This is a genomic window from Ruegeria profundi (assembly GCF_049800715.1).
Taxonomy (GTDB): Bacteria; Pseudomonadota; Alphaproteobacteria; order Rhodobacterales; family Rhodobacteraceae; genus Ruegeria; species Ruegeria profundi_A.
On the sequence record NZ_JBNAFO010000002.1, the window covers coordinates 439,992 to 466,530 of the forward strand.

Annotated in this window: 20 protein-coding genes and 2 pseudogenes; 9 read left to right on the forward strand and 13 right to left on the reverse strand. The window is 53.0% G+C overall.

Features of this window, described 5'->3' with window-relative positions:
• Nucleotides 1-177: 177 nt before the first annotated feature.
• The 3 genes from ACP15L_RS06060 to ACP15L_RS06070 are packed head-to-tail and all read right to left on the reverse strand — an operon-like array spanning nt 178 to nt 2,479.
• Nucleotides 178-1,290: a cytochrome-c peroxidase gene (locus ACP15L_RS06060; protein ID WP_425083500.1), complete on the reverse strand. Its 1,113-nt coding sequence runs from the start codon at nt 1,288-1,290 to the stop codon at nt 178-180.
• An 8-nt stretch (nt 1,291-1,298) separates the two neighbouring features.
• Nucleotides 1,299-1,676: a hypothetical protein gene (locus ACP15L_RS06065; RefSeq protein WP_425083501.1), complete on the reverse strand. Its 378-nt coding sequence runs from the start codon at nt 1,674-1,676 to the stop codon at nt 1,299-1,301.
• Nucleotides 1,673-2,479 (reverse strand): amidohydrolase family protein, encoded by an 807-nt coding sequence (locus ACP15L_RS06070; protein WP_425083502.1) that lies wholly within the window; start codon nt 2,477-2,479, stop codon nt 1,673-1,675. Before ACP15L_RS06070 ends, ACP15L_RS06065 begins: the two co-directional genes overlap by 4 nt.
• A gap of 488 nt (nt 2,480-2,967) precedes the next feature.
• On the opposite strand from ACP15L_RS06070, the gene ACP15L_RS06075 reads away from it, so the two are divergent.
• Nucleotides 2,968-4,977 (forward strand): peroxidase family protein, encoded by a 2,010-nt coding sequence (locus ACP15L_RS06075; RefSeq protein WP_170642944.1) that lies wholly within the window; start codon nt 2,968-2,970, stop codon nt 4,975-4,977.
• A 208-nt stretch (nt 4,978-5,185) separates the two neighbouring features.
• On the forward strand, nt 5,186-5,593 hold the full coding sequence (locus ACP15L_RS06080) for an alpha/beta fold hydrolase (protein WP_425083514.1): 408 nt from the start codon (nt 5,186-5,188) through the stop codon (nt 5,591-5,593).
• On the opposite strand, the pseudogene ACP15L_RS06085 reads toward ACP15L_RS06080, so the two are convergent.
• Together ACP15L_RS06085 and ACP15L_RS06090 are read right to left on the reverse strand one after the other, a co-directional pair.
• A pseudogene (locus ACP15L_RS06085) lies at nt 5,519-6,226 on the reverse strand (IS6 family transposase). The gene ACP15L_RS06080 and the pseudogene ACP15L_RS06085 overlap by 75 nt on opposite strands.
• A gap of 57 nt (nt 6,227-6,283) precedes the next feature.
• Nucleotides 6,284-6,448: pseudogene (locus tag ACP15L_RS06090) on the reverse strand (IS6 family transposase); the annotation flags it as partial.
• Between the two features lie 163 nt (nt 6,449-6,611).
• Here ACP15L_RS06090 and ACP15L_RS06095 point away from each other — a divergent pair.
• On the forward strand, nt 6,612-8,423 hold the full coding sequence (locus ACP15L_RS06095) for a BCCT family transporter (RefSeq protein ID WP_170719234.1): 1,812 nt from the start codon (nt 6,612-6,614) through the stop codon (nt 8,421-8,423).
• Nucleotides 8,424-8,444: 21 nt separating this feature from the next.
• Here ACP15L_RS06095 and ACP15L_RS06100 read toward each other — a convergent pair whose 3' ends face one another.
• Nucleotides 8,445-9,053: a TetR/AcrR family transcriptional regulator gene (locus ACP15L_RS06100; protein ID WP_170565504.1), complete on the reverse strand. Its 609-nt coding sequence runs from the start codon at nt 9,051-9,053 to the stop codon at nt 8,445-8,447.
• Between the two features lie 171 nt (nt 9,054-9,224).
• Between ACP15L_RS06100 and ACP15L_RS06105 the strand changes: the two genes are divergently transcribed.
• Nucleotides 9,225-10,619: an aminotransferase gene (locus ACP15L_RS06105; RefSeq protein ID WP_425083503.1), complete on the forward strand. Its 1,395-nt coding sequence runs from the start codon at nt 9,225-9,227 to the stop codon at nt 10,617-10,619.
• Nucleotides 10,620-10,683: 64 nt separating this feature from the next.
• Here the strand turns inward: ACP15L_RS06105 and ACP15L_RS06110 are convergent, their stop codons facing one another.
• The 7 genes from ACP15L_RS06110 to ACP15L_RS06140 all read right to left on the reverse strand — a co-directional run bounded on the left by ACP15L_RS06110 (nt 10,684) and on the right by ACP15L_RS06140 (nt 19,489).
• The gene (locus ACP15L_RS06110) at nt 10,684-12,252 is read right to left on the reverse strand and encodes a trimethylamine methyltransferase family protein (RefSeq protein ID WP_170565509.1); all 1,569 of its coding nucleotides are present in this window, start codon (nt 12,250-12,252) and stop codon (nt 10,684-10,686) included.
• Nucleotides 12,253-12,277: 25 nt separating this feature from the next.
• Nucleotides 12,278-13,477 carry an aromatic ring-hydroxylating dioxygenase subunit alpha gene (locus tag ACP15L_RS06115; protein WP_170642949.1) on the reverse strand — a complete coding sequence of 400 codons (1,200 nt, stop codon included), beginning with the start codon at nt 13,475-13,477 and terminating at the stop codon, nt 12,278-12,280.
• Between the two features lie 8 nt (nt 13,478-13,485).
• Nucleotides 13,486-15,552 (reverse strand): FAD-dependent oxidoreductase, encoded by a 2,067-nt coding sequence (locus ACP15L_RS06120; RefSeq protein WP_170660088.1) that lies wholly within the window; start codon nt 15,550-15,552, stop codon nt 13,486-13,488.
• A 94-nt stretch (nt 15,553-15,646) separates the two neighbouring features.
• Nucleotides 15,647-16,702, reverse strand: a complete 1,056-nt coding sequence (locus tag ACP15L_RS06125) for an extracellular solute-binding protein (protein WP_170565520.1) — start codon at nt 16,700-16,702, stop codon at nt 15,647-15,649.
• A complete protein-coding gene (locus ACP15L_RS06130; protein WP_170642951.1) occupies nt 16,699-17,814 on the reverse strand; it encodes an ABC transporter ATP-binding protein in 1,116 nt (371 codons plus the stop codon). The genes ACP15L_RS06125 and ACP15L_RS06130 overlap by 4 nt, the downstream gene beginning before the upstream one ends.
• Before the next feature lie 20 nt (nt 17,815-17,834).
• Nucleotides 17,835-18,629 carry an ABC transporter permease gene (locus ACP15L_RS06135; protein WP_170642952.1) on the reverse strand — a complete coding sequence of 265 codons (795 nt, stop codon included), beginning with the start codon at nt 18,627-18,629 and terminating at the stop codon, nt 17,835-17,837.
• Nucleotides 18,626-19,489 (reverse strand): ABC transporter permease, encoded by an 864-nt coding sequence (locus tag ACP15L_RS06140; RefSeq protein WP_170642953.1) that lies wholly within the window; start codon nt 19,487-19,489, stop codon nt 18,626-18,628. Before ACP15L_RS06140 ends, ACP15L_RS06135 begins: the two co-directional genes overlap by 4 nt.
• 192 nt (nt 19,490-19,681) lie before the next feature.
• Here ACP15L_RS06140 and ACP15L_RS06145 point away from each other — a divergent pair, with 192 nt between their 5' ends.
• From ACP15L_RS06145 to ACP15L_RS06165, 5 genes are all read left to right on the forward strand, one after another.
• Nucleotides 19,682-20,323: a TetR family transcriptional regulator C-terminal domain-containing protein gene (locus tag ACP15L_RS06145; RefSeq protein WP_170565532.1), complete on the forward strand. Its 642-nt coding sequence runs from the start codon at nt 19,682-19,684 to the stop codon at nt 20,321-20,323.
• A gap of 480 nt (nt 20,324-20,803) precedes the next feature.
• On the forward strand, nt 20,804-22,774 hold the full coding sequence (locus ACP15L_RS06150; RefSeq protein ID WP_425083515.1) for an alpha/beta hydrolase: 1,971 nt from the start codon (nt 20,804-20,806) through the stop codon (nt 22,772-22,774).
• Between the two features lie 27 nt (nt 22,775-22,801).
• On the forward strand, nt 22,802-23,098 hold the full coding sequence (locus ACP15L_RS06155) for a hypothetical protein (protein WP_170768558.1): 297 nt from the start codon (nt 22,802-22,804) through the stop codon (nt 23,096-23,098).
• 51 nt (nt 23,099-23,149) lie between these two features.
• The gene (locus ACP15L_RS06160) at nt 23,150-24,175 is read left to right on the forward strand and encodes a hypothetical protein (protein ID WP_425083504.1); all 1,026 of its coding nucleotides are present in this window, start codon (nt 23,150-23,152) and stop codon (nt 24,173-24,175) included.
• Between the two features lie 344 nt (nt 24,176-24,519).
• Nucleotides 24,520-26,397: an adenylate/guanylate cyclase domain-containing protein gene (locus ACP15L_RS06165; RefSeq protein ID WP_425083505.1), complete on the forward strand. Its 1,878-nt coding sequence runs from the start codon at nt 24,520-24,522 to the stop codon at nt 26,395-26,397.
• The last annotated feature ends 142 nt before the right edge of the window (nt 26,398-26,539 follow it).

A 26,539-nucleotide genomic window follows, 5' to 3' on the forward strand; every position in this document is an offset into this window, starting at 1 on the left:
GAATAGTTCTGCACCATCTTGGTTGCACTGCGCCTAATCCGGGTCGCTTTCTGCCCGGGATAGCGGTCGTTCACGCTAGGTGCAGCGAATGACCGCTCCGAGCCCAAGGCGGAATCCCATCGTTAGGTCTAACTATTCAGAGAAGTGGAAAACCCCAAATTCCTCTCGGGTAAAGGTCTAAGGTTTGCTAGACAGCGTCACCAAGAACGCAACCAAGTCTGCAATCTCCTGCTCGGATAAACTCAATTTCGCGAGTATGGCTTCACCGTCAGCGTGCAACCGTTCCATGTCAATTTCGCTGTAGTGTCGGATTACCGCATCCAAGTCGACCAAGTTGCCGTTATGCATGTAGGGCGCTGTTTCGGCTACGCCCCGCAGGCTGGGTGTCCTGAAGGTTCCAAAGTCAGAATGGCTCCTGCGCACACCGCGAACTGCCCAAGCCCCTTGCTTATCCGGATCGTCGCTCCAATCCCCGTCCAGGGTATATTTGCTTGATAGTAATATGTTCAATCCGCCAAACCGCCCTTCGTCTACTTCGGCTCCGTTTAGAAAATATGGTACGCCGGCGTCGTGGAACTCGTTGTTGGAGAATCTTGGACCGTTGTGGCAAAACACACAATTGCCGCGTCCCAAGAACAACTGAAGACCTCGCTGTGCAGCTTCAGGATAGTTCGCCGCCTCAGCAAAATCGCTGCGTTCTAGCGCGTCTCGAAAATCGTCAAATTGCGTCGGTTCTGTAATTAAAGTTTCCAGGTAGGCTGATAAAGCTTTGGCCGTGTTGACCAAAACCAATTCTGCGTCTTGCTTCTGGATCTCACCAAAAATCTTCTCAAAGTCATAAATATACGGACTGTCAGAAATTGCTGCTTTCAGACTCTCTTTTTTGTGCGCCATCTCTTCGTCTTCGATGATGGGATGTAAGCTGGCGGCCCAGAGGTTGTCACTCTTGCCGCCCCAACCGTACCATCGAAGACCCGCAAGGTTTCTCAGAGATGGCGTGTTCCGATCTAGCAGAACTCGGCCGAATGCGCGCGCTTCTGTCGTAGTAAATGCCTGCTCAGGATCATGGCAACTTGCGCAGGCAAATGCACCATCGACGGACAACAACGGATCGTTGAACAAAGCCTCGCCGAGCGCAATCGCGCTGGCATCGTTTGAAACTCTGTTACTTGGATCCGGCTGCAAAGATGGTGGCCACGGTCCGAAGGAAAGCGTTTGTTCAATTTCGTCTTCAGACAACAAAACTTCTGCATTCGCGGCACTTGCCAAGACCACCAACGCGACTGACACCCAAAGCCTCATCTCAGCGCAAGCTCACTTATATAGGAAACTGATTGCCCATTGAAGTCGACGTCCACCTGCAGTTCCCACAAACCCGGCATGTGAAACAACAGGTCATCGATACGGAATTTTCCTTCGTCCAACGCCGTTACCTTGGGAGTGTAGTTTAAACCGTGTTGGTGAGCCGGCATGATTGCATCGACAAGTATTTCCCTCACGGGAGTTTCATTGCAGACTTCGATTAGAATGGAAAACGGTTGAGCCAGTGGAATGACTCCTGAAGAGACATAGACCTCAGGTGCGTTTGCGGCATCTGAAGCTGCGCGTTGCCCCACCGCTTCACACGCAGCGACCGGCCCTGATGAAATCAAAAACCAAAAAGCCCAGCGGTTCATTCTGTTGCCAGCATACGTTCCGCGTTTGCGTACGCAATATTGTCTGCAATCTGATCTGGAAGAAGGCTTAACCATTCACGCGAATAGTCGGCATGAGGGCCAACGTAGTACCAACGCTCTGGGGCGAATGTATCCGTGCCAACCATAAAACGATCGGGATGTCCTTCAAACGCGGCCTTCCAACCAGGGTCGACGCGGCCCTGTGAAATCATATCAGAACGAAACGCTAGATCGGCCCAAAGTCTAGGATGGGTGTCCAGGGCGTCGACCACACTTTCAGGATCGACAAAGCCTGAATGGGCCCACAAAACACGGGCTTCGGGCCATGTTTCGAAGATCAGGTCAACCGCCTCACGATCGCCGTGGTGATGCAGAATTAAATTCCGTTCTTTTGCCAAAGCGATCATATGCTGGATGACCGGCGTTTTGATATCACTGCCATAGGCGTGAAATTCGCCTATGGCTTCGTATTCGTTCTTCGCCAGATTTGATTCCAGATAGTCGACTACAGTTTCGTCGTGCATCCAGGTGTTGATCTCTCCGCGACGACGATAAGGACGAAGTGCCGGGACAACGATATCTGGCGCTGCGTCCAAGAGCAGTTGAGTACCATTGTCATCAGAGCTGGAAACAAGCGCCTTTCGCACGCCAGCATCCCGCAAAATCCTAGCCACTTGTTCAGGTGGGACCAGCTCCACAGCGTCGTGACTGTAGTGAATATGCGCATCAAAGATTGGTCGGTCATCTGCGGTCGCTGTACCGTTCAAAACGACTAAGGCAAAGAGAAGGAGATATCTTAGCACCGTAAGCTTCCTCATTTGAACTATTGCATTTCTGACAGTGGTGTATCGTAGCAGAACGTCCAGAGCCTACGACGATCGGCCAGTATAAAGCCAATCATTTTGCCAGTTGATTTTGGTCGCGTAGAACGCCTGCTTTGTCCGCAGAGCAATCATTCGTCGCAACTCTTTTCAATGTCTGCTTTGCGGAACAAACGGTCTCAGCGTTTTTCTCGAGTGTTGCGACCAAGCGCTACTCATCCAAGAAACGGGTATTGTTTTTTGGTTTGCGCTTATCCAAGCGGTCGACCGCCGATACTTCTCAGAACTAGCGGCTTGTTGCTCGCATCGAGGCGCGATGAATTCTTAACTCATTATTATTGCGGATTTTTGTAACGCTGGGTCGGGGTGCACCCAATCTGCGGCGGCTTTCACTCGGCTGTCGCTCAAATTGAACATGAACATTCACAATGCGCGCTGATTACCTCGGCGCGTGGCAAGAGAGGTGCGCTATGAAGCAGAGCTCCGCAAGAAGACAACCAAGAGACGATCGACAAGACCGCCGGTCAAACGAGAACTTCGAAGAGCGCGGTGATCGTCAACGTGAAGATCGACATGGCCGAGACGAAAACCCACGTTCCGAAGATGTAAGCGAGATAGTAGCTCGCGCCGTAGATGGAACCGGCAACAACGCGGCGAAAGTTGACTGGGGTTCTGCCGGACAGGACCTACTTAGACTGGCACCAAACAGTTTTGTGGATGGTATCGGAGAGATGGACGTCAGCAGACCAAATCCACGTGCAATCTCCAATGCGGTTGTTGCCCAGGAAGGTGAGATTCCCAGCAGTTTTGGTATCAGCGATATGGTTTGGGCCTGGGGTCAGTTTATTGATCATGACCTTGACCTGACCGAGGGCGGAGACACCGAATTCGCTCCGATCGTCGCCCCTGTGGGTGATACTGTTTTTGAGCCCGGCGGCGTAATTTCCTTCTTCCGGGCTGATCCGGTTGAAGGCAGTGGCGAGGATTTTGAGCGCACATATCACAACGAAATCACGGCGTTTATTGATGGCAGTATGCTTTATGGCTCTGACCAAGCTACAGCCGCCACACTGCGTGATGGAGCCTATCTGATACTGGACGACAATGGGTTGCTAGTTCAAACCGAGGATGGCGGTGTTCTTGCGGGGGACGTACGCGCAGCAGAGAATATCGCGCTGACGTCTCTGCACACACTGTTCGCGCGCGAACACAACCGGTGGGTGGATACACTTGCAGAACGACAGCCTGGTTTGTCCGAAGAAGAGCTTTTTGATGCAGCCCGCATGCGGGTCGAGGCAGAGTTGCAGGCGATTACCTTCAACGACTTCCTACCAATCCTCGTCGGTGAAGAAGCTATCTCTAGTTATTACGGATATGATCCGACGATCAATCCGGGTATCGCAGTCGAATTCTCAGCTGCTGCCTATCGGTTTGGCCATTCTCTTTTGTCGTCAGATCTGTTGCGTCTTAACGAAGATGGCAGCAGCATCGCGGAAGGGTCTATTGCGCTGCAGGATGCCTTCTTAAACCCGCAAGCCATTGAAGACGCAGGGGGAATTGATCCAATCCTACGCGGATTGATGGGAAGCACAGCCCAAGAGCTTGATACTATGGTCGTCGAGGACGTACGTTCCTTCCTGTTTGCTCCCGATGGGTCCTTCGGGCTGGATTTGGCATCGATCAATATTCAGCGCGGTCGAGACCTTGGCGTCGCCAGCTACAACGACCTGCGTGAAGCGTTCGGTCTGGAACGGGCGGAAGACTTCTCGGGCGTGACATCGGATGCCGAAATAGCGGCAACGCTTTCGGACCTTTACGACAGTGTTGACGACCTAGACGCCTGGATCGGCGGGCTGGCCGAAGACCCCGCAGACGGCGGTATTCTGGGTGAAACCTTCTCGGCAGTGATAGTCGATCAGTTCCTGCGTCTGCGGGATGGCGATGCCTATTGGAGTGAAGCCGGGTATCTGAACAAAAGTGACGTAAAGGCCCTCTGGGATACGACTCTGGCGGATGTGATTGCGGCAAACACTGGTATCGAGCATCAGCAAGAGGATGTATTCTTTGCTGCTGGACGTATCGGCGGAACCAATGAAAACGATGTTCTCACTGGGACCGATGACCGCGATCTCTTGATTGGCTTTGAAGGCGATGACGTAATCACCGCAGCAAACGGCGATACCGTGGTTGGCGGTAGCGGAACCGACCGGTTTGTCTTTGAAGAAGGCGGAGCATTCATCGCTGACTTTAGCAAAGCAGATGACGATATGATCCAGATTGATGGCAGTGCCTCGCGTGTTTTAATCAGCTACGAAGTGGAGGACGACGAAATCACAACGCTGCTAACGTTGTCATACGGTCGTCGAAGCGAAGTCGAGGAACAGGAAATCCTGATCGCTGGAGACATCGTGGAGGCGGATGATCTAGAGACACAGATCTCGATCAGCGTTGACCACAGTAGCCTAGACTTGATTGCCTAGATGCTGACGAGAGGCAACACTTTGGCAATTGACTAAGACTTCATACACAGTCAGAAAATTTGCCTCTGGTATTCGCAAACAGGGCCTGCTCTGTTTGCGATTTTATCCACTACCTTTGTCATGTTTGGAAAATAAGTTGGCCAATAAATCCGCATTTAGTTCCGACGGGATAAAGTTCTCGGTACACGGCGAATTCACAGACGATACCATGGTGTTTCAACGCGGTTTGTGCGACACCGCTCAATTTCCAATTGAGGCTTTTCCGAAGGACACAATTACAAGTGTTGCCGCGATGGAATTTCGCGGACATGGCGACTCAGAAACCGGGCCTGTTGATGACTTCTCGATCAGACAATTCACAGACGACACAATTGCGCTCATAGAGGCAAAGGCTTCCCGTCCTGTGGTAATCGGTGGTATTTCCATGGGTTCTGCAGTTGCTCTGCGTGTGGCAGCTAAGCGACCTGAGCTTATCCGAGCATTGGTGGGGTGCTGTCAGACGAATTCGAACCAGTGTCAGTTTGCTGCGAAAACCGCGTACCTATCCGGAACAAAGTTGACGCCACTCGGCGAGAGTGGCGGCGCGGGTCAGCTTGAAGATGTCCCGGCTGGCTAGCGATCTTTCCTGGTTGAAGTGGTTGTATACGGAGGAATGGACAGAGGCGAATTTCTGCAAACTTCGCATGCGCTTCAAACGCTGCATCGCGCGTTCGCGTCGTCGAAACGGCAGGTGCGAATTCTCGACGCGGTTGTTTAGCCACCTGCCCGTCTGTTGTTTATCGAGCGCGCCCATTTCTCTGAGCGCTGCCCTGTAGGAAGCGAAGCAATCTGTGACGATCTCTTCGGCGCAACCGTGTCGCTTCATCAATTTCTTTAGGAATTTCAGTGCTGCAGCTTTGTTACGGCGCTTCGTTACAACGGCTTCCAGCACCTCACCTTCGTGATCAACATCCCGCCAAAGATAATGCCGCTTGCCATTCACCTTCACGATAGCCTCGTCAACGTGCCACTTCCATTTGGAGAAGGCGCGCAGGTGCTGAACACGCTTCCGTCGGATCTCAGCTGCAAACATTGGACCAAACCTGTTCCACCAATATCGGACAGTTTCGTGGCTCGCGTCGATGCCTCGCTCGTGCAACAGATCTTCGACGTTTCGAAGCTAGAGCGGGAAACGGATATACAGCATCACCGCAAAGCGGATGATCTCGGGGCTGGTTTTGAAGTACTTGAAAGAGGCAGGTCTGGTCATGGGAAAAAGTTACGCAACCGCCCTGCCCGCCTCAAGCCAAGTTCTTCTGACAAGGCCGTTCCACCAATATCGGACAATTTCGTGGCTTATGTCGATGCCTCGCTCATGCAGCAGATCTTCGACATTCCGAAGCAAGAGAGGGAAACGGATGCACAGCATCACCGCAAGGCGGATGACCTCGGGACTGGTTTTGAAGTATTTGAAATAGGCAGGTCCGGTCATGGGCAAAAGCTACGCAACAACCCTACCCCGCTCAATCAAAGTTCTTCTGACAAGACCAATCCCGCTGCTACACTCCTAATCTGGCTGGAATAGAAATAGTCTGAAACCCAGCGACTGACACCGTGGCGTGCAAAGCAGTCAATTTATGTAAGACCGGGAAAATATGGCGCTTGAAGAACCTTTCACAGAACTCAAAATAAGAACTCAGGGAACTGGCTTTTACAAAGGATATAGCCTGCCGATTGCGCTGGTAAGCAAACTTTCGGTTTCTCTGCTCGTTCTCTGGGCGCTGGTTTGGCCACTATCTGCGAACGATAAACTGCGATCCTGGAAGTCAGGAGTGCTGGCCGAGTTCAACACATTTTACAACCTTTCCGTTGGATTATTTGTATTTTTCCTTTTCCTTATCGCGCTCATACCTTCAACCGGCCGGATGAGGCTGGGTTTAGAAGATGAGAAACCGGAATTTTCAAACTTCTCTTGGTTTTCGATGATGTTTGGGGCGGGTCTAGGCGTGGGCCTAATGGTCTATGCAACCGCCGAACCACTCGGCCTTTGGGAAACAAATCCATTGACTATTTCCGGGGAAGTCGCACCCAAAAGCGAGGACGCTATTGATGGAGCCTACCGCTATACCTTTTTGCACACCGGATTTCACGCCTGGGCAATATACGTCGTCACCGGCCTTAGCCTTGCCTATTATGCGTTTACAAGAGGCATGCCGCTAACAATCCGCACCGCACTGACCCCATTGCTTGGAGAATACTCAAACGGTGTTGCAGGCCATGTGGTCGATGTACTCGGCGTCGTTGCGACAATACTCGGCGTGGCGGTAACGATCGGTTATGGCGTTTCTCAATTGGTGGACGGTGCGTTTCTAATTACCGGTGCGAATTGGCTTGTTGAAAAAGAAGTAACCAAAGTGATCCCGTCGACCGCCGGCCTAATTACGGCGTTGATCGTTGTTATGATTATGTCGACACTCTCAGCCGTCTCTGGCGTGGGGCGTGGTGTCAAATACTTGTCAAATATTAATCTTCTCTTTTCACTGGTATTGCTGGCGGTATTCATTGTTTATGGTTCATTCGCTTTTGCGGCGACGACCTACGCCACAGCACTGGTTGACTATATCAAAAACTTTGTCCCGCTGAGTTTCCAAGCTTTTCGACCGATTTCCGAAGGCGAGTTTGGCTCCGCATTGCCAGCTGAGGCTGCGCCCTTTGTCGGCGAACTCTTCGCGGGTGCAACTGATCCCTGGGGAACAAAAGCAACCTATCTTGAGGGTTTGAGCAACGATACAGCCGATCTTTCTGACGCGACCAAGACTGCAGCTTATGACGCGGGCACACGAGGCAGGTTGTTCGGATGGCAGGCCGGATGGACTACATTTTATTGGGCATGGTGGATCGCGTTTTCGCCCTTTGTCGGCCTTTTCCTAGCGCGTATCTCCAGAGGGCGAACCGTACGCGAGTTCATATTTGGCGCGGTCATTGCCCCGTCCCTCGTTTGTTTCGCGTGGATGGCCATTCTGGGTGGAGCGGCCATCGATCTGGAACTAAATGGGAATGCAAGTGGATCAATCCTCGCAGCTTCAACGACGGCAACCCTGTTCGTCACATTGGGGGAAATGATATCGGGCAACTTGCTCGCGGTAGTGAGTGTCATGTGTGTGCTCTTAACCATGACATTCCTTGTCACGTCCGCCGACTCTGGCATCCTTGTGATGAACACGATCATGTCCGGCGGGTCTGAAAACACCGGCCTTCTTCATCGTATCCTTTGGGGTGTTCTTCTGACTCTTGTAATTGGAACTCTGCTGATCGCTGGCGGCGGCGGATTGGAAGCATTGACCAATTCGATGATCATCGGGGCATTGCCGTTCAGCGTCGTTTTGCTACTGATGTGCGTCTCTCTGGCCAAAGCAATGATCAACGACTTGCGCCGATTGAACCACAAGACTCGGACGGGTTCGTGATTGCCCGTGGCTAGTTCCCAGTCACCTACTCCCGCGGATCGACCGAGTGCCAAAGTGTTTAGGAAACATCGATTGCAGCACAAACAGGCAGATCTTCAAAGCCTCGGAGGGGTTGAAGATATCTGAGTGCAAATGGTAGTCGGTCCAAAGCCCTTCCAACAAAGCAACCAACGCGTCTGTTGCAAGTTTGGCGCTTACATCCTCATATTCGCCTTCACCCTTTATTTGTTCCAACAACTCCAGGATCACCGCGCGGAAACCTTTGTCGCGCGAGTCGATGAAAGGAAATATGTTCGGGTTCGAGAGCGCTTCAGCCCGAAAGGAAAACCAGATCGCGACGTCCCGCGCATTTAGGACCAGTGGGTCGAAATCTGCCTTTATAATAGAGACTAGCTTGTCTGCCGGGTCTAACTCTGGATTGACTGCAATGGCCGTCCACTGCTCCGCGTATCGGACTGACAATTCCTCAGCCACTGCAAGCAGCAGCTTTTCCTTGGAACCAAAGTGTAGGTTGACCATCCCTTGCGATAATCCCGACAATTCTTGGATTCTTGCCGAAGTTGTTCCGCGTATTCCGTATCTATAAATGGCGTCCGCAGCCGATTGGATCAGCAGCTTTCGGTTCTGCAATTTACCCAGGTCTCGGGCATTGGTTGGTGTATCACGCTCGAGATTAATCTTATTTCTCCTTCACTGGGGTAGTCGCCTTTGTCTTCTCGCATTTAGCGTTAAGACAGTTCAAGGATTGACATTGAATGAATGATTGTTCAATTTGTGATTTATATTACATTAAGGTGCTGCATGACCCTTTTCAACTCCGACTTTCGGTCCATACGAGAATGGGACAACGAACATTTCCTGCACCCTTGGGAAGGGATGTCACACCTTGGCCAAAATGAACGAACCTTTGCCGAAAGCGGCCTTGGCGTTCATGTCGTCACAGAGGACGGAAAGCGCCTGATAGACGGCCCTGCTGGCATGTGGTGCATTCAATTGGGCTATGGAAACAACGAGATTGCCGATGCGATGGCTCAGCAGGCGAAACAGATGGCGTATTTTACGCCCTTCAACAACGCCAACTCAACTCCGGCCCGTTTGGCACATGAAATCGCCAAGAGAACGCCGGGCGATTTGAACCATGTATTCTTCACGACCGGTGGTTCAACGGCCGTGGATAGCGCTCTGCGGTTTGTACAATTTCGCAATAACCTGCTGGGAAAACCTCAAAAGAAAATCGTGATCTCGCGCCAGAAAGCATATCACGGATCGACCTATTTGGCGGCCTCGGTATCCGGAAAAGAGCGCGACAAAGGGTGGTTGGATCAAGCCTCGGACCTGACGAGGTTTTTGCCGAACGTGAATCCGTATATACGTCGCCCCGATCAGGCGGTCGATGACTTTCTGGACGAAAAAATTGCAGATCTGGAGAACATGATACTGCAAACCGGAGCAGACAAGGTCGCTGCCTTCATCGCTGAACCGATACTGTGCTCTGGTGGCGTCATTGTGCCTCCGCAGGGGTATCATCAGCGCTGTCTTGAAATCTGCCGGAAATACGATGTCCTGTATATTTCAGACGAGGTCGTAACCGGATTTGGGCGGCTTGGACATTGGTTTGCTTCAGAAGACGTCTTTGGGATTAAGCCCGACATCATAACCTGCGCCAAAGGCATGACGTCTGGGTACGTACCCATGGGGGCTTGTATCATCTCTGACCGGCTGATTGCAGATGTAAGCGGAGACAATGCGCAGAACGCTACGTTTTCAAACGGCTTCACTTACTCAGGCCATCCAGTATGCGCGGCGGCAGGCCTGAAGACGATTGAAATCATGGAGCGCGACGGCGTTCTGGAACATGTCCGCGCAATCACGCCGCTCTTCGAAGAGCGCCTCCAGGCTCTGGCAGATTTGCCGCTCGTCGGTGATGCGCGCGGCATGGGGCTCGTTGGCTGCGTCGAATGTGTTGCAGACGCAAAAGCAGATAATGCACTGGACCTAGATAAATCTGTCGGCGCTTTGATTGATCATCATTGTCAGGAGAACGGGCTGATTCTGCGGCCGATCATCAACATGTGCGTGTTTTCCCCACCTCTGATCATTACCGAAGGCGAGTTGAACCAGATGTTCGACGTCCTTGAAAAAGGTATCCAGCTGGCAACCGAAGACCTAAAGCAGCAGGGTATGTTTAAACCTTAGGAACTGCCTCGGCGCGCCATCGCGATTTTCATGGTTGCTATGCCTTCGCTTAAGTGCGCTGCGTTTAACCTGCCCGCATCACCTCTGGTGGCAATTTGATCGGGAACTTGGACCGAACCTCCGCATCCGCCTTGCTGCCAAAATAGTTTGGATAGTGATTGGATAGAATGTCGTTCACGACTGACCGGCTCCGTTCAAACATATCCTGACGACCGGCTTTTTGCCAAGTATCGGTTAGCTCCCGATCCATCAGGGTTGGATAGACATACTCAGTCTCCATGTATTGCAAGGTCTGCGTGTTGCCGAGGAAATGACCGGGATCAATTGCACATTCGTGGATGACGTCAACCGACAGAGTGTCGTCGCTCACCTCGATACCACGCAGGGTTCGTGAGATCATACCCGCGGCCTCGTTGTCGATGACCATGGACTCAAAGCTGCAACCCATCAGGCTGCCGAGCATACCGCCAAATTCGCAGAGCCTGTTGGCCCCAGCATGAGCCGCTAATGCGAAAGTCAACGCCTTTTCCAGACCATATTGTGCGTCAGGAATCTTGGAATCCGTCATGCCGCAACCAACGCTGGTCGGCAGGTTGTAGAAATTGCCCATTTGGATAGCCGCCGCGGATATCAATGCTTGCTCACCACTGCCACCCGTAAACGAACCAGTTCGCAGGTCAGTAATAAACGGCCAAGCTGCAAAGACGACGGGGGTGCCCGGGTTAATCAGGTTGGCAATTGCGACGCAAGATAGGGTCTCGGCTACGGCTTGCGCCAAAGTCCCGGCCAGAGGCGCAGGCGACGTCGCCCCAGCCTGTGGCGGAACAGCTAAATCGCAGACAAGCCCCATCTTCGCTGTATCAATCAGGATCTCCAAGTTTTCCCGCCCAAACCGGAGCGGGGATACTATGGGACAACCGCCAAAAATGACTGAGGGTTTCTCGAGGAATTTACCCTCCCCGCCTGATGCCAGATCGAACAGATGAATCGCGTCCTGAATATGCTCTCGAGTACGGAACGTCAGGCAAGATGGTTTTTCGCTACCCGCCAGAATGGCGTAGAGCATGCTCATGTCGTGCTCGTAGTCCTGTGGCACATCCGTTGCCAAAACCGTATCACCGGTCATGTGGATATTATCGAGCCGGTCAACCAATCGTGTAAAGTCGTAAATGTCTTTGAGCGTCGACGGCCGGTAACTGCGAGTTTCCGCATCAAACGTTGTCACAGCGGTGCCGGAGTTCGCATAGTACACCTTGTCTTTGGTGCAGTGCATGTCATCCTTACCGGCCCGCGATCCGCGTGCATGGACATAGAACTCACGGGCCGCCTTAGCCAAAAGATCTTCCATCAACGCGCGAGGAAAGCACAGCCTACCATGCTCGTTCAACGTCGCACCTTTGGACAGCACGAGATCGAGAACTTCCTGCGTTGGATCACCGACGCCCGTACGCTCCAGAATGCTAAGGGCGGCCTCGTGAATATTTGACATGTCAGCATCTGAAAGGGGCTTGTAGCGCCCACCCGAAATGCCCGGCCAGATCGCTTGCGAAGCGACGTTGCTGGTTCGCACGGCTGCACGTGCTTCGCGCCCACCCCCGCGCCGTCTTGATCTGCGCTTCGTTAATTCTGTCATAGTATTTCTCCGAATTCTGAGCGTGTCAGATCATGCTGAAGTAATTGCGATAGAAACCCGGAATGCTCCATTCCATCTCGGACAGCGGTCCCGGCACGAAGCGGTGGGAGTTCACGCCCTCTTGGTTGTGACGGATGATCCGCTCATCATCGAGCGACGTGACATGCCAGAGCCATGTAATGGCATCCTTGTTATAGTCCCGACCTTCTTCAGCATCGCCGCGCACATACCAGACGATTTGAATATCCGTTTCCTGCAGCGCGCGTGGGACGAACCGGTAGCCAACCATGTGATCTGCATAAACAAGGAAGTAGTTCAGCGTCCCGATCCCCAGATCGGTGGCACCGCCATCGTGACCTTTCAGTTCACCCAAAGGCGGCGCCAGCGAAGCGCCATCCTTACTACCGGTCAAATAGCCGGGAAACAGCGGGTAGCGGCGCCAATAGACATCTGCACCCGGGGCGAGCGCGTTATCTCCGGTCAGGTCCAGCTCCTCAACGGGCACTCCGGCTTCTTTCATCCGCTCATGAAGTGCGCCGCTGAACTCCAGAACCTGAGCGGGGTCTTTCAACGAATGGCTGCGCGAATAGTCCTGATGAGACGGCGCGCAGTGGTAGCATTCCAGGTAATTCTCCAAAGCCAGTTTCCAATTTGCTGGAACTGGGTATGAGGCTTCATGAGCGACCTTCAGGTTTTCAAATTCGAACGGTTTTGACAGTGGGGCCAACTGCACCAACGCAGCATCTAGCGGCGGGGCGTCTTCAGCTGCGCAGACAAAAATCAGACCTTGGAATATCTTCACCTGAACCGGGAGCAATCCGTATTGGCCCGGGTCGAAATTCGACCCCATTGAACGCCCGTTTCGTAGCTTGCCGTTCAGATCAAAAGTCCACGCATGATAGGGGCAGATGAAATTGCGTGCCTTGCCTTTCCGTTCAATGCAAACCCGCGATCCCCGGTGGCGGCAAACGTTCAGATGCGCGCGCACCTCACCTTCGCGATCCCGAACGATGATGATGGACTCGGGCCCATAGTCGAACAGGAAAAAGTCCCCCGGTTCTGCGACCTGACTAACATGGCCGACCCAGATCCAGTTACGGTTCCAGAACGCGCCGATATCGTTCTCGTATACTGCTTGAGACGTATAGAAGTGACGAGGCAGGGCGAACCCTTCCTGTTGCGCGTCCATCAAATCGCGCATTACTTGCAGGTCATCTTTTGGCATTGCGCACCTCATGCAGACTCAAGGGAAATGACTTCCCGGCGGAAGAATTCACGGTCGATGTCGTCCGCGTTACGTTCGAAATTCCGGGCAGCCATGTGACCCGAATATACAGCATCCGCGATCAAGCCGGGGTTTGCGGCATCTCCGATTAATTCCAACGTTTTCAGCGGACTTGCCGTCAAACCGCAAAGCTCGTCGTAAAGAGTGGTTTCTCGCATTCGCTGCGTCACCAGTACCACAGAGCTGCATTCAATGGAGTTCTCTCGCCCCGTGTATACGCACTGCAATGTCGCCTGGCCGGGCGCGATACCGGCCAAGGTCTGGGACAGGTTCAGACGAACGCCTTTTTCCAACAGACTGCGTTGCACTTTAGTCTGCTCCAACGTCAATTCGGTAAACGGCGAAACTATTGAGGCCGGCGTTACAAAGACAACCTCTCGCCCAACCTGAGCCAAATGATCAGCCAAGACTCCACCGAGATAGGCTTGATCATCATCGTAGACCACAATCGGGCCGTCCTGCGGCATGACTCCGGCCACAATGTCATCCGGAGTGAAAATCTGAGAACCTAAACCGATTGATACACCGTGAAATGCAGATTTCCCGCGCCCGTCTCGCCGCCATTTTGCGCCGGTTGCAACAAAGACGTTCGGTATACCCAACTCGATGACCTCACTTGCTGACAAACGGCTGTCGGTGAACAGTTGAACGTTCCCGCGTTGTTGCAGGTCGTAGATTCTGTGATCTGTCACGCGCTTCCAAGCGGATAGCCCGGTCAGGGCAGCTTCCTGCATCACACGGCCGCCGAACTCTTGCTTTGCTTCCGCCAGAGTTACCTCGTAGCCCCGCCGCGCCAATTGCATGGCGCATTCAAGTCCGGCTGGTCCGCTGCCGACAACAAGCGCAGCTTCCTCGTTTACCCGACGCTCAATGATCTCAGGATGCCATTTCCTCCGCCACTCTTCACCCATAGTCGGGTTTTGAGTGCAGCGTATTGGGACGCCGAGAGAGTCGGATGAAACACAGATATTGCAACCGATACACTCACGTATTTCTTCGATGCGATCTTCCCTAATTTTGTTGGGCAGAAACGGATCGGCGATGGATGGTCGCGCCGCGCCGATAAAATCAAGGATGCCCTTCCTGACCAGTGACGCCATCAAGTCCGGCGACGTAAGGCGCCCGACGCCCACAACAGGCTTAGAAGTCACCTGTTTCACGAACTCGATATATGAGGTCTGAAAGCCGTCGCGGGGCTCGAACCGGGTCGTAGCAGAGTCGTTGCTCCAATCCGCCACATTAACATCCCAAAGGTCTGGAAGCTCGGCCAGCAATTCGACTACTGCACGGCCTTCTTCCTGCGCTTGCATCCCCTCTGACCCGAGCATTTCATCAACCGCGAACCGAAGGGCAATGGCGCAATCATCTCCGACCTCTTCCTTGGTTTCTTCCAGAAGCTCGCGGGTAAGTCGCACCCGGTTCTCCAACGAACCTCCATATTCATCCGTCCGATCATTGAACTGTGGCAGCAGAAAATGATGAGGCAATGTCATGTGATGCCCCGCATAGACATACACAATGTCGAACCCGGCTTCGCGCGAACGACGAGCCGCCGCGCGATGCCACTTGCGAAATTCTCGAATGTCAGCCTTGTCCATTGCCCTTGCCTGTTTCGGGTATGGAGTCTGCAAGACAAGTTCTGATGGGGCCAGCAGAGGCGCGCGGGTCAGGTGGTTTTGGGCATGGTGCCCGTTATGCGCCAATTGGATTGCCGCGAGCGAGCCCTTCTCATGAATTGAGTTGGTTATCAGACGCAGTGCGGGAATATCCTGATCGTCCCAAATTCGGTTTTCAGAATAAGGAGACAAATCCGAAGTCGGATGAATCTCGGCCTCCTGAGTAGACACCACTGCCCAACCGCCCTCGGCTTTCATCGCCCGCATGGCAGCTTCGGCCTGAGGTCGCAAATGACCCAAACCATTGCAGTGGGGCACCTGGTAGAACCGGTTTCGAGCCGTTACTGGCCCGATCTTGACCGGTTCGAAGAGAACAGAATACTCGTCAGCGCCTGACATTGCCGCGCTTCCTCCAAGGAAATTGGAAATTGGTTCGTGGGAATGGAAGGATTTCTACCTCCCCACCATTCCCGGGTGTGTTGTAAGAGTGCCCTTAGAAGCCAGCTTTAATGCGCTCGAATTCCTTCAACATCTTGGCCTCCAGCTCGGGGTTAACAGCGTCAAAGAACAGGCTGCCTTCAAAGAAGCTGTCCACATCCGAAAACCCGTAGGTTTCGATCAGCTCTGGGTCTGCCTGTGCAAAAGCGTCTTCGTTGGCGTGGGCGTAACCCCAGCTTTCAATAATGTATTTACCGCTTGCCGCAGAGCTGAGCGCGTTCAGCATGTCATAGACTTGCTCATCCGACTGCTTGGCAGATTTCAGATGCACATAGCCGCAGACCCAAGTCGCGATACCTTTGTCTACATCACGCATCATGACCGCTGGCGTTTCGTTCCAGATCAGGTTCAGTTCCGATTGGTTCCATCCCCAACCCAGCGTGACCTCACCGCTGGCAATTGCCTGATCCAGTTGGCCGGCGTCAGACCAATAAAAGCGCACGTTCGGATGAATCGCGCGCAGGTAGTCCGCCGCTTTTTGGAATTCCTCGTCACTCATATCGGTATAGCTGGAGGCGCCGGTTGCCAATGCCGCCATTGCAAAGGCACTGGAAGCGGCGTCCGGAATGGCGACTTTGCCCTGATATGCAGGATCGGCAAGCAATTGCAGCGAAACGTCATCTGCCGAAATCATATCTGTTCGATAGATAAGACCAGTATTGCCCCATTCGAACGGAACCATGTAGGTCTGCCCATCAATGGTGATGCCATCGACCTCTTTGATCTTGGGCATCAGCTTGTCCCAGTTTTCCAGCTTGCTGGTGTCAATCGGCTTGATCATGTCTGCCGCTACCCACTTTCTCAGGGCATCCGTGCAGGGATGGGCCAAATCAGCTTCAAAACCGGACTGAAGCTTTGTGAACGCTTCTTCCACGCTGCCAAAATAGGTGTAGCTAGGCGCGCCGCCGTATTTTTCGACATAGTCGCCGTAAAAGCCCTGATCCTCATATCCGGACCAGTCAAAAACGGTCAGATCAGCGGCGTTCGCCAGAGTTTGGCTGGCGGCAAAGGTGGCAACTACTGCTGCCATAAGTGATGCTGTTTTATTCATTTGTCTCCTCCCAAAGATTCACGTTTACCCAAGTCAATCACCGAGGCGCTTTGAACGCCAAGCCAGACGGTATCGCCGCGCGTGTGATCGACCGTGTGAAAGTAGTTTGGTACTGCGACGGCGATACTGTCTTTCAGACCATCGACGCGCACATAATAGTGGACACTCTCTCCATAAAAGGCGACGTCCGAAACCTCGCCCTGAACAAGAGCATCGTACCCATCCGGCTTTTCCGCACTGATTTCCAATTGCTCAGGACGAACGCCGACAAGAAGTTCCTTGTCATGCACCTGGACGTTGGGGTTCACCCCGATTTCCATCTTCCCTAAGCCCTTAACGTTGACTTCAAACGTTTCAGCATTCTCTGCAGTCACTACGGCATCCAGAAAGTTCATTCCACCGATGAAAGAAGCCACTTCCCGGTTACACGGTTGGGAATACAGGACCTCTGGCTTATCCACCTGCTTGAGCTGCCCCCCAAACATGACGCCAATACGGTCGGACATGGTCATCGCCTCGTACTGGTCATGCGTGACCATTACAAAAGTTATTCCAAGCTTCTGCTGAAGGCGGCGCATTTCCAATTGCATCGCTTCGCGCAGATTCTTGTCCAACGCAGATAAAGGCTCATCTAGCAGTAAAACCTTGGGTCGCATGACGAGTGCGCGGGCGAGCGCTACTCGTTGCCGCTGACCTCCCGACAATTCGTTGGCCTTACGGTCCTGCAGGCCGCCCAGTTCAACCATCTCAAGCGCCTCGGCAACGCGTTCTTTAATTTCCTGCCGCGAAAGCTTGGTCTTGCGTAATCCGAAGCCAACATTGTCGCCGACATTCAGGTGAGGAAAGATCGCATAACTTTGGAACACCATATTGGTGGGACGCTTGTTCGCAGGCACCTCTCCCATCGTTCGACCATCGATCCGGATCTCGCCTTCTTCGTGATCTTGAAAACCCGCGATGATGCGCAAAGCCGTCGTCTTGCCGCATCCCGAAGGGCCAAGCAGCGAAAAGAACTCACCCTCTTTCAAGGTCAGGTTCAGATCGGACACAGCCACAAAGGAACCAAAGCGTTTTTCGACGCCCTGAATTTCGATGATGTTCTGTTCGCTCATCTTATTCGTTTCCTTTGGCTTCAATCTGACGATTGGATGGAACGGCGGCGGAAATATTCGGCGATCAACAACAGCAGCACCGAGGACAGCAAAAGCAGCGATCCTAGGGCCAACGTGTTGGGCAATTTTGCCGGGAAGCGGATCTGGCTCCAGATATAGACCGGCAATGTCGGGCTGTTCCCGGATAAGAAAAAGGCCAGGACGAACTCGTCAAACGACACCGTAAACGTGACCAAAAGGCTGGCGACAATACCCGGCGCTACGATTGGGAGGGTAACACGCCGAAACGTTCCCACGACGCTTTCACCAAGATCGAATGCAGCCTCCTCCAAGGACTGGTCGAAATCGTCAAACGCAGATTTCATGATCGACACGGAAAATGGCAACGCCACGAACACATGCCCAAGGATCACGGTGGCCAGCGATGGTTTCAAACCGATGCTGATGAACAGAACCAGCATCGAACTGGCCACGATGATGCCGGGAATGACCAGTGGAAGCATGACCAGTCCCTCAGACAACTCACGCCCCGTGAAACGATACCGAACGTAAGCGCGAGCTGCGAAGAGACCCAGAGATGTTGCCATCAGGGCAGTCACGCTGCCGACGATCAACGAGTTTACCATAGCCTGTAACAGCGTGTCCTGCTGCCCCAACTGTGCGTACCACTTCAACGTGAAACCCTTTAGGGGGAAGGCTACGATAGTTCCGTCGTTGAACGAAAACAGTGGCAATAGCAAAACCGGCAGGTAGAGAAACACCAGATAGGCAATCGCATAAACCAGCAACCATGAAAAACGAAATGCCTTGGTCATCTGATCCTCCGGCCCAATGCGGTGACGACCACCACGAACAGGATTGCAACGCAGCCGACCGAAAGCATGGCAAGAAGAGACAGGGTCGCACCCAACGGCCAGTTATTGGCGGCACCAAACTGCACTTGGATCAAGTTCGCCACCATTTTGCCCTGCGATCCACCGACTAAGGCCGGAGTGACGTAATCGCCCACCGTTGGGATGAAAATGATCAGGCAGGCCGCAATGACCCCCGGCACCGTCAGAGGCAGTGTCACGCGAACGAACCTTTCAAGCTTGTTACAGCCAAGGTCGGTTGCAGCCTCCAATAGGCTGCGGTCGATCTTTTGAAGCGATACATAGATCGGCAGGATAGCAAACGGTGCCCAGGCGTGGGCGAGCGTAAGGACAACAGCGAATTCGTTGTAGAGCAAGAATGTCAGCGGATCTTGTATCAAACCAAGTGAAATCAGCGCAGAATTCAACACTCCATTGAAGCCAAGGATTAGTTTCCAGCTGAACACGCGCAGAAGGTAGCTGCTCCAAAAGGGAATAGTGATCAGCAACAGCCAGAGGGTCTTCTTCTTTGTCCGAAACGCGATGAAGTATGCAATCGGATAGGCCAGACAAACCGTTGCCAATGTCACCGCGCCTGCAATTGCGACCGAACGGAACATTAGGTGTCGAACCAATGGGTCGGTAAACGCCTCTTGGTAGTTTGCCCAAGTCAAGGTCCGGTCGATCTCGACATAGTTCTGGGTCCAAAAACTGTATGCGACGAGAATGCAAAGCGGCACGGCGACGAGCAGACCGACGTAGAACGTCGCAGGTGCGCTCAGTGCGAGGCCCTTGCCCGTTTCACTTCGTAGTACTCCGGCCATGCTTCCCTGCTGAACTTTGCTTTTTTGGTGGCGCGACCATGTCGATCACAAAATGGACAATCGTCCATTTAAATCTGGAATTTTTGGACTAGTTGTGTCAACTGATAAATTCGCAACCGGGGATGGCCAATTTCACACTGGCCGTTAGAAGGAACCGCAAGAGACTGAAAACAAACAGAGCCGCCTGATCCAATGACTGGAAGACGACAAGAAATACGCGAGCGAAACCGCCTTTCCCTGATCGAGGCAGTACTCGACTCGGTCGCAGAAAAAGGGATTTCCGAAACCTCCGTCAGTGAAATCATTCAACGCGCCGAGTTGTCCCGTGGCATGATTCATCTTCATTTCGGTGGCAAGGACAACTTGGTTGACGAAGCCGCCCGCTACTCCTCCGAACAATACTACAACGGAATTTACGACTTGTTGGAAACGACCGGGCAAACCGGACAGGAACATATTGAGATGATTGTTCGGGGCGACTTAAGTGAAACCATTCTCAATAAGAAAAACGTTTCCATTTGGTACGCGTTTCGAGGCGAGGCCCGAAATAGAACAGCAATCGCTGCGTTTTCAGATACCCGCGACGCTAAGCTTCGGAACCTAGTTTTCAACGCTTTCGCTCGAATTGCGAAAGAAGCCGGAACCGAACGCCCTAATCAAGTTGCTAGGGACGCTACACACGGCACACTCGCAATGCTGGAAGGCATGTGGACCGATTACCTACTCCACCCGGATTCATTTGACCGCGACGAAGCGATGAGAATTGTTTTTCGTTTTCTGCGCGCAATGTTCCCGAAGCATTTTGACCTAAGCGGCGCTTTGTTGTCTGAGTAAAGCTTGAGACAGGTTTCCTATCTGGCTGCTTTAGAAGTGGACAATACCCATCTTCCAGTCAACATGATATCAGCGCACATTGGACGCAAAAAGTACAATTGAAGAAGCTGCCAAGTGCTGTCAGAAAAATTCTGAACCAGTCTCAGTTTGCTGCGAAAACCGCGCACCTATCTGCTGCTGTTGCAAGGTGCGTAAAACGGGCTTCGGCATCTGGTAAGCGAACGACAGAAAAGTCCGCGAAGCAGACATTGAACAGAGTTGCGACGAATGACCATTCTGCGGACAAAGCTGTCGTTGGTTGTTTAGTTTTCGATTTCCGGATTCTACAGGGTGGAGCCCTTTGCAAAGATGCTCTGACACAACCTCTCAATCCGTAGTGTTTGGATTTGAAGCGACGGAAGGACAACTTTCAATCGGTTCGCAAATGCAGTCCACTAATCTAAGGTTATAGAAAAATCAACAGCCTCATGCGGTGTGACCATGAATCCCGAACAAATATTTGCCGTCCTGTCTGCTTTGCTTGGAGAGCCTTCTGATCCGACGGCTTTTGAAGCTCAATTCGCGGGTGGAGCAGATACGCGCTATCCGGTCGAAATCACTCCGTGCACGCGCCCCGTCGTCCCCGATGAGATTGACGGAGAAACTGTAATCTGCGGTATCGTGGCAGTACCTGAGGACCACAGAGATGCTCAAAGCAGGACCCTGGACCTGAGCTTCATCGTTTTCAAGGCTCATTCGCTGGCACCCGTGGCAGACCCGGTTGTCTATCTTCACGGGGGACCGGGCGGCGGTTCAGTTGAATCTGTGCGCTCGCTCAGTCTGTTTTTTGACCATTTGCGGGGGCGAAGGGACGTCGTGGCGTTCGATCAACGCGGCGTCGATGCAAGCGCCCCGGATATGGATTGCTTCGGGACTCTGGCAAAAAACCTGGAGCCAATCGTCGATCAGTTGGGCGGGGCTGACCTACCTCAGCTGGAGACGGCACTTGTTCGCGACTGCATTTCGGAATTGACCGAACGAGGCTTCGATCTTCCGCAGTTCAACACGACCCAAAATGCTTTAGATGTGCGAGCTGTAATGTCGGCTCTTGGCTACGCTGAGTACAATATTTATGGCGTTTCATATGGCACCAAGCTCGCGCTAGAAGTCATGCGCTCTGCGCCAGAGGGTGTGCGTGCAGTCGTTTTAGACAGCGTCGCTCCACCCCAAATCGCGCTTTACGACACTCTGTTCGTCCCACACACCGAGGCCATTTTTAATACGTTCGCACCGTGTGAAGCGGATCCTATCTGTGCGGAGGCGTATCCCGATATAACGCAGCGGTATTTTAACCTCCTTGAAGACTTAGAGGCACGTCCATTGGAGGCTGCGGGGATTGAGATATCCGGGCAAATGCTTTTCAGCATTTTTTCCGGCAGAAACGATTGGTCCGACCCAACGATCCGGGGCTTCACCACTTACGCGCCCGCACTGGTCAGAGAGCTTGAGGACGGAACGGTCGACCTCATCACACAAATCATCAACGGTGACCTTCCACCCCAGCCCTCCGCAGAAACGTTGTTGGCGGGTACGTTGGACCTGAGCGCCGATGAAAAGGCTCTGGCGCAAGCTGCAATCAACGCCATGTCGCAAATGGAAATTGCTTCCGACACTGCGTCCTCGGCTTTGGAGCAACTTGAAGCGGATCGCGACCGAGATCTAGAACCGGCCTCCTTGGGAGAGTTCTTTGACGATGCTCTTGAAGATGCTCTGGCCGGGTTGCCTGATCGGGCGGATCGTTTGGCGTTTGCGCAAGACTATCTAAACCTACGGTTTGAAACGCCGCGTGCTGGAGCGTTGCTGGACCTAGTCCGCGCCCATTTCAATGAAGCGACAGCAGGACGGTTGGCCTCATTGGTCGCTTTGCTCAGCCCCGAAGATGTCGAGCGCGTTTTCAACTTGATCGCAACAGATAACGCAGCTTTGCAAACCATTATGGAGGGTGAATTCGAGCTCTTGCTCTACGCTTGCCAGGAAGATTTTGTAGACGGTTTCAACTCGGCGGCGGGGTTTGGCGCTTTAGTAGCAGAGTTGGGATACGGTCCATTGATGACAACGGCTCTAGCTGAAATTCCGAGCCTATTTGCAGATTGCAGCGAGTTCACACCGGCACCTCGAGACAACTACCTTGAACCCGTGCTTTCCGACATCGCGGTACTGGTACTGTCTGGTGAGATTGACACACAGACCGCATCTTCCTGGGGTGGACTAGCGGCAGACACTTTGCACAACAGTCAGTCGTTCCTGTTCCCGGAAACAGGGCACGGGGCCCTTGTTTTCAGCCAATGCGCCCGCGATATTGGTGAAGCGTTTCTGGAAAACCCCGGGGCAGGCATCGATAGCACATGCGTCTCGGATCTAAGGCTACCGTATTTGATGCCGGACGGCAGCTTGCATAGTGTCGAGAATTGAAGACCGCTTAGGCAAATGGAGAGTCCAATGAAGGCCCTGATCACAGCAACGATTTTGGCGATTGGCTTTGCATCGTCTGCCCATGCATTTGACCGTCAAACGACTGACGCGCTTCAACTGTGCCACGACTATTTGTGGGATGTACCCGAATATGCTGACCTGCCAAACGCCGCGATTTCCGTATTTCCGGGCATTTTGAACGATCAAAGTATCGTCGTTTTCTGGAATGTGTATTGGGACGACCCAACAATACGCGCGGCAGGCAACTGTACGATCATTGACGGCGCGGTGAAGGGTTTTGAAGATTATCTGGCGCAGGAATAGGACAAGACCCGTGCCGTCTTTTGCAAAAACGTGGCGCGGGTCGGAGACTTCATGAAGCGGTCAGCGTTTTTCTGGCTAGCGGCTGCGCTTCTTATAGCGGCGGGCATAACTTGGCTTGTATCTCGCCCTCTTTTACGGATTGAAACACTCAGAGACTTGGCTGAGGCAGTACTGCCTGAACCGGCGCTCCTGAACGCATCAGAGTTGGAGCAACGCCTTCTGGCAGTCGGCCTTCACCCGACCGGTCAGCTAAGCGATCTCGGCGTCGATGACCACCTTGCTCGGCTGGAAGCCGACAAGGTCGACGCAGCTACACTGAGCGCGTATGCCGATGCCATAGGAGAATTGTCGGCAGTCAGCGCGGATCGCGGTCAAGCCTTGCCGCCGACACTTTGGGATGTGAGCACGCCAGCGCTTCGTGAGGCGGGCTGGACTGTATACACACTCACCGAAGCAATGGCATCAGATGCCGGAGCAATTCACGTCGCACTTCTATCTGATGCTTACGCGGCTTTTCTCGAGCGCAAGCCCAATGCATTGGAAGGCGCATTGGCGCTGCTGCCGCTTTCCCGTAACTATGTCGAAACGCTGCCAGAGAGTGCGCGAGCAGAGCGTGAACGCCATGCCAAGACAGAGGGACAGGCCACTCTGTTGATCTGGCAAGCTCTGTTATCAGGCACAAGCAGGTACAATCCCTTAACGCACCGCCCCCTGTGGAGCCACGGCTACATCGGCCACTTTAGTGTGCCGCACATCCATCAATATGCAACGGGCGAAGGCCTAACCGCGAGCCAGGTTTGGGGAGTTGACGGGTTCAATCCCGCGTTCGTCGGCCCCCCTACTAATAGCAACCAAGTGGAACATTTGGGCATTAGCGCATTGCTACAGGGCGTGGCGCATGTGCCGGGCGCAGTCTTAGCCGCCACTGAAGCATTCGAAGTCTTCGTCGATCACGATGACCCAGCCGCTGCCCGAGCGGATAGGGCATTGAACGACGTCGTGAGAACAGTACTACTCCCCCGCATGGAGGAAGATCCGAACGCGCTGGTCTCTGCATTGACTAAAGCACTCCAATAGCGTTGCCACTTTGTCAGGCCAACTTTGATGCCGTTATCCGCATTATCGAGATAGTCTGTTTCTTTATCCTGGGCGGCAGTCCGGAAGCGGACAGTCGAAATAGGTGCAGAAATCTGCCGGTTTGGGCTCAGTATTGCCGTTCTCTGCGGTTTGCATGGTTGGCGGGTCGCAGCCCCAAGCGGACATTTTATGAGCTACTGCACTTCGCAGTCAGGCACAGCTTCAAGGCTGATGCCTTATCTAGACTTAACAATCGCTCTTTTTGGAAATGTGTGTTCGGTTAGCGCATCTGGCCTAGAAGCAATTTTGCGTTTAGCGTGGTGCCCACTGTGGGAGTTCAGTCTTTGGAAAGACGTCTAGCAGCGATACTTGCCGCCGATGTGGTTGGCTATAGCCGTCTTATTCGAAATGACGAGGCCGGCACGCTTGCAAGGGTCAAAGCCCATCGCGAGCAGTTTTTTGAACCAATTGTCGCTTCACGACATGGGCGCATCGTCAAATTGATGGGCGACGGTTTGCTTCTTGAGTTTGCAAGTGCAGTTGAGGCCGTTCGGTGCGCGTTGGACATGCAACACTATGTAGGCGTCGCTAATGCGGACCTGCCGCAAGATTCGCAGGTGCGATACCGGATCGGTCTCAATGTTGGCGACATTGTCGTCGATCAGGATGACATTCACGGCGATGGTGTAAATGTCGCCGCACGCATTGAAAGCCTGGCTGTCCCGGATGGCATTTACATGTCGGCTAGCGTTTTCGAACAGGTTCATACCAAGCTCGATCTCACCATCGAAGATTTGGGGATGCGAGAGGTCAAGAATATCTCCGAACCCGTTCACGTCTACAGCCTTACAATGGATGAAAAGGCAAAAGCCATCGTTTCTCCTATCGTGCCACTTACGAACAAGCCTTCGAAAAATCGCCTGATCACGGTTAGTTGCACCGCAATTGTCCTGGCGTTAGTAGTCGCGGCATGGCTTCAACCTTGGTCCGTGGTGCAATCTCCGGACACGGATGAACAAGCCGCCGCCCTGTCTGGCAAACCCTCCATCGCGGTCATGGCGTTCGACAACCTCAACAACGACCCGAGCCAAGATTACCTCAGCGACGGACTGAGTGAGAACATCTTGACCGCCTTGTCCCGTTTTTCAGACTTCTTCGTAGTCGCCCGAAATTCGACATTTTCATATAAGGACACTCCGGCAGATATACAGAAAGTGTCAGAAGAATTGGGTGTTCGCTACATTGTTGAGGGGAGCGTTCAAATTGCCGGTGAGCGTTTGCGCGTGACGTCTCAACTCATTGATGCGACGACGGGCCAAAATATCTGGGCAGACAGCTATGACCAAGACCTACAGGACATATTTTCAGTACAGGATGAGATAACGCGAACGATAGCTTCGCTTCTCTCCACTAATATCGATCTGGCGGAGTACAGCCGCCTCAAGCATCAGCCTACTGATAGTCTTGGCGCATACGAATTGCGCAAACGCGCGCAGGAGGAGTGGTTTACCTTCACAAAAGAAGGAAACATCAGGGCGGAAGAGCTTAGCGCAAAAGCCATTGCTCTCGATCCGAACTATGCCGGGGCGTATGTCGAAAACGCTTGGGCACATATTAACGGGTATCGTTGGGGGTGGACGAACTCTTTAACGCGCGAGGAATCACTGGAGCGCGCGTTTGAGATGGCGCGGAAAGCCATTGAACTGGAACCCTTCAATTTCAAAGGTCATTGGGTCTTAGCCAATGCAACCACTCAAAGCGGTAACCTTGAGCGGGCTGCTTCGCTTTACGACAAAGCAATTGCTCTGAATCCAAATTCGGCATCCGTTCTGGCAGATTCCATCGACCCTCTCGTCTATGGCGGCAAGGCGCCTGAAGCCGTTGAGCGCATGAAACTGGCGATCCGGCTGAACCCACATCACCAAGACTGGTATCTTTGGAATCTGGGTTGGGCTCAGTACTTCACCGAGGAGTATGAAGATGCAAAGGCTTCCGTTGAACAAATGAACGAAATACCCGACGGCTTGAAACGCACCTACGCGCCAATTCTTTTACGCCTTGGTCTTCCCAGTGATGCGCAGACTATTATCGATGAGTTTCTAGCGGCCAATCCCGAATTCACTATCCAAGAGGCGATGAATGCGCCATTCGAGAGTGAGGCGTATCTCAATCGGTGGGTAGAGGATCTGCAAAAATTGGGTGTGCCTGATACCAAAGAATGAACGATTTTTCGAGTTTGCTTTGCGGATGTCGCTACCAGACTCAGACACCCACAACTATCGCGACAAACTTTAATCCTGCGATTTGCGGCTGTGGCTTTGTAGTGTTTTCAGCCCAAAACGGGCCTTGCTCGTCGGGCTTTGC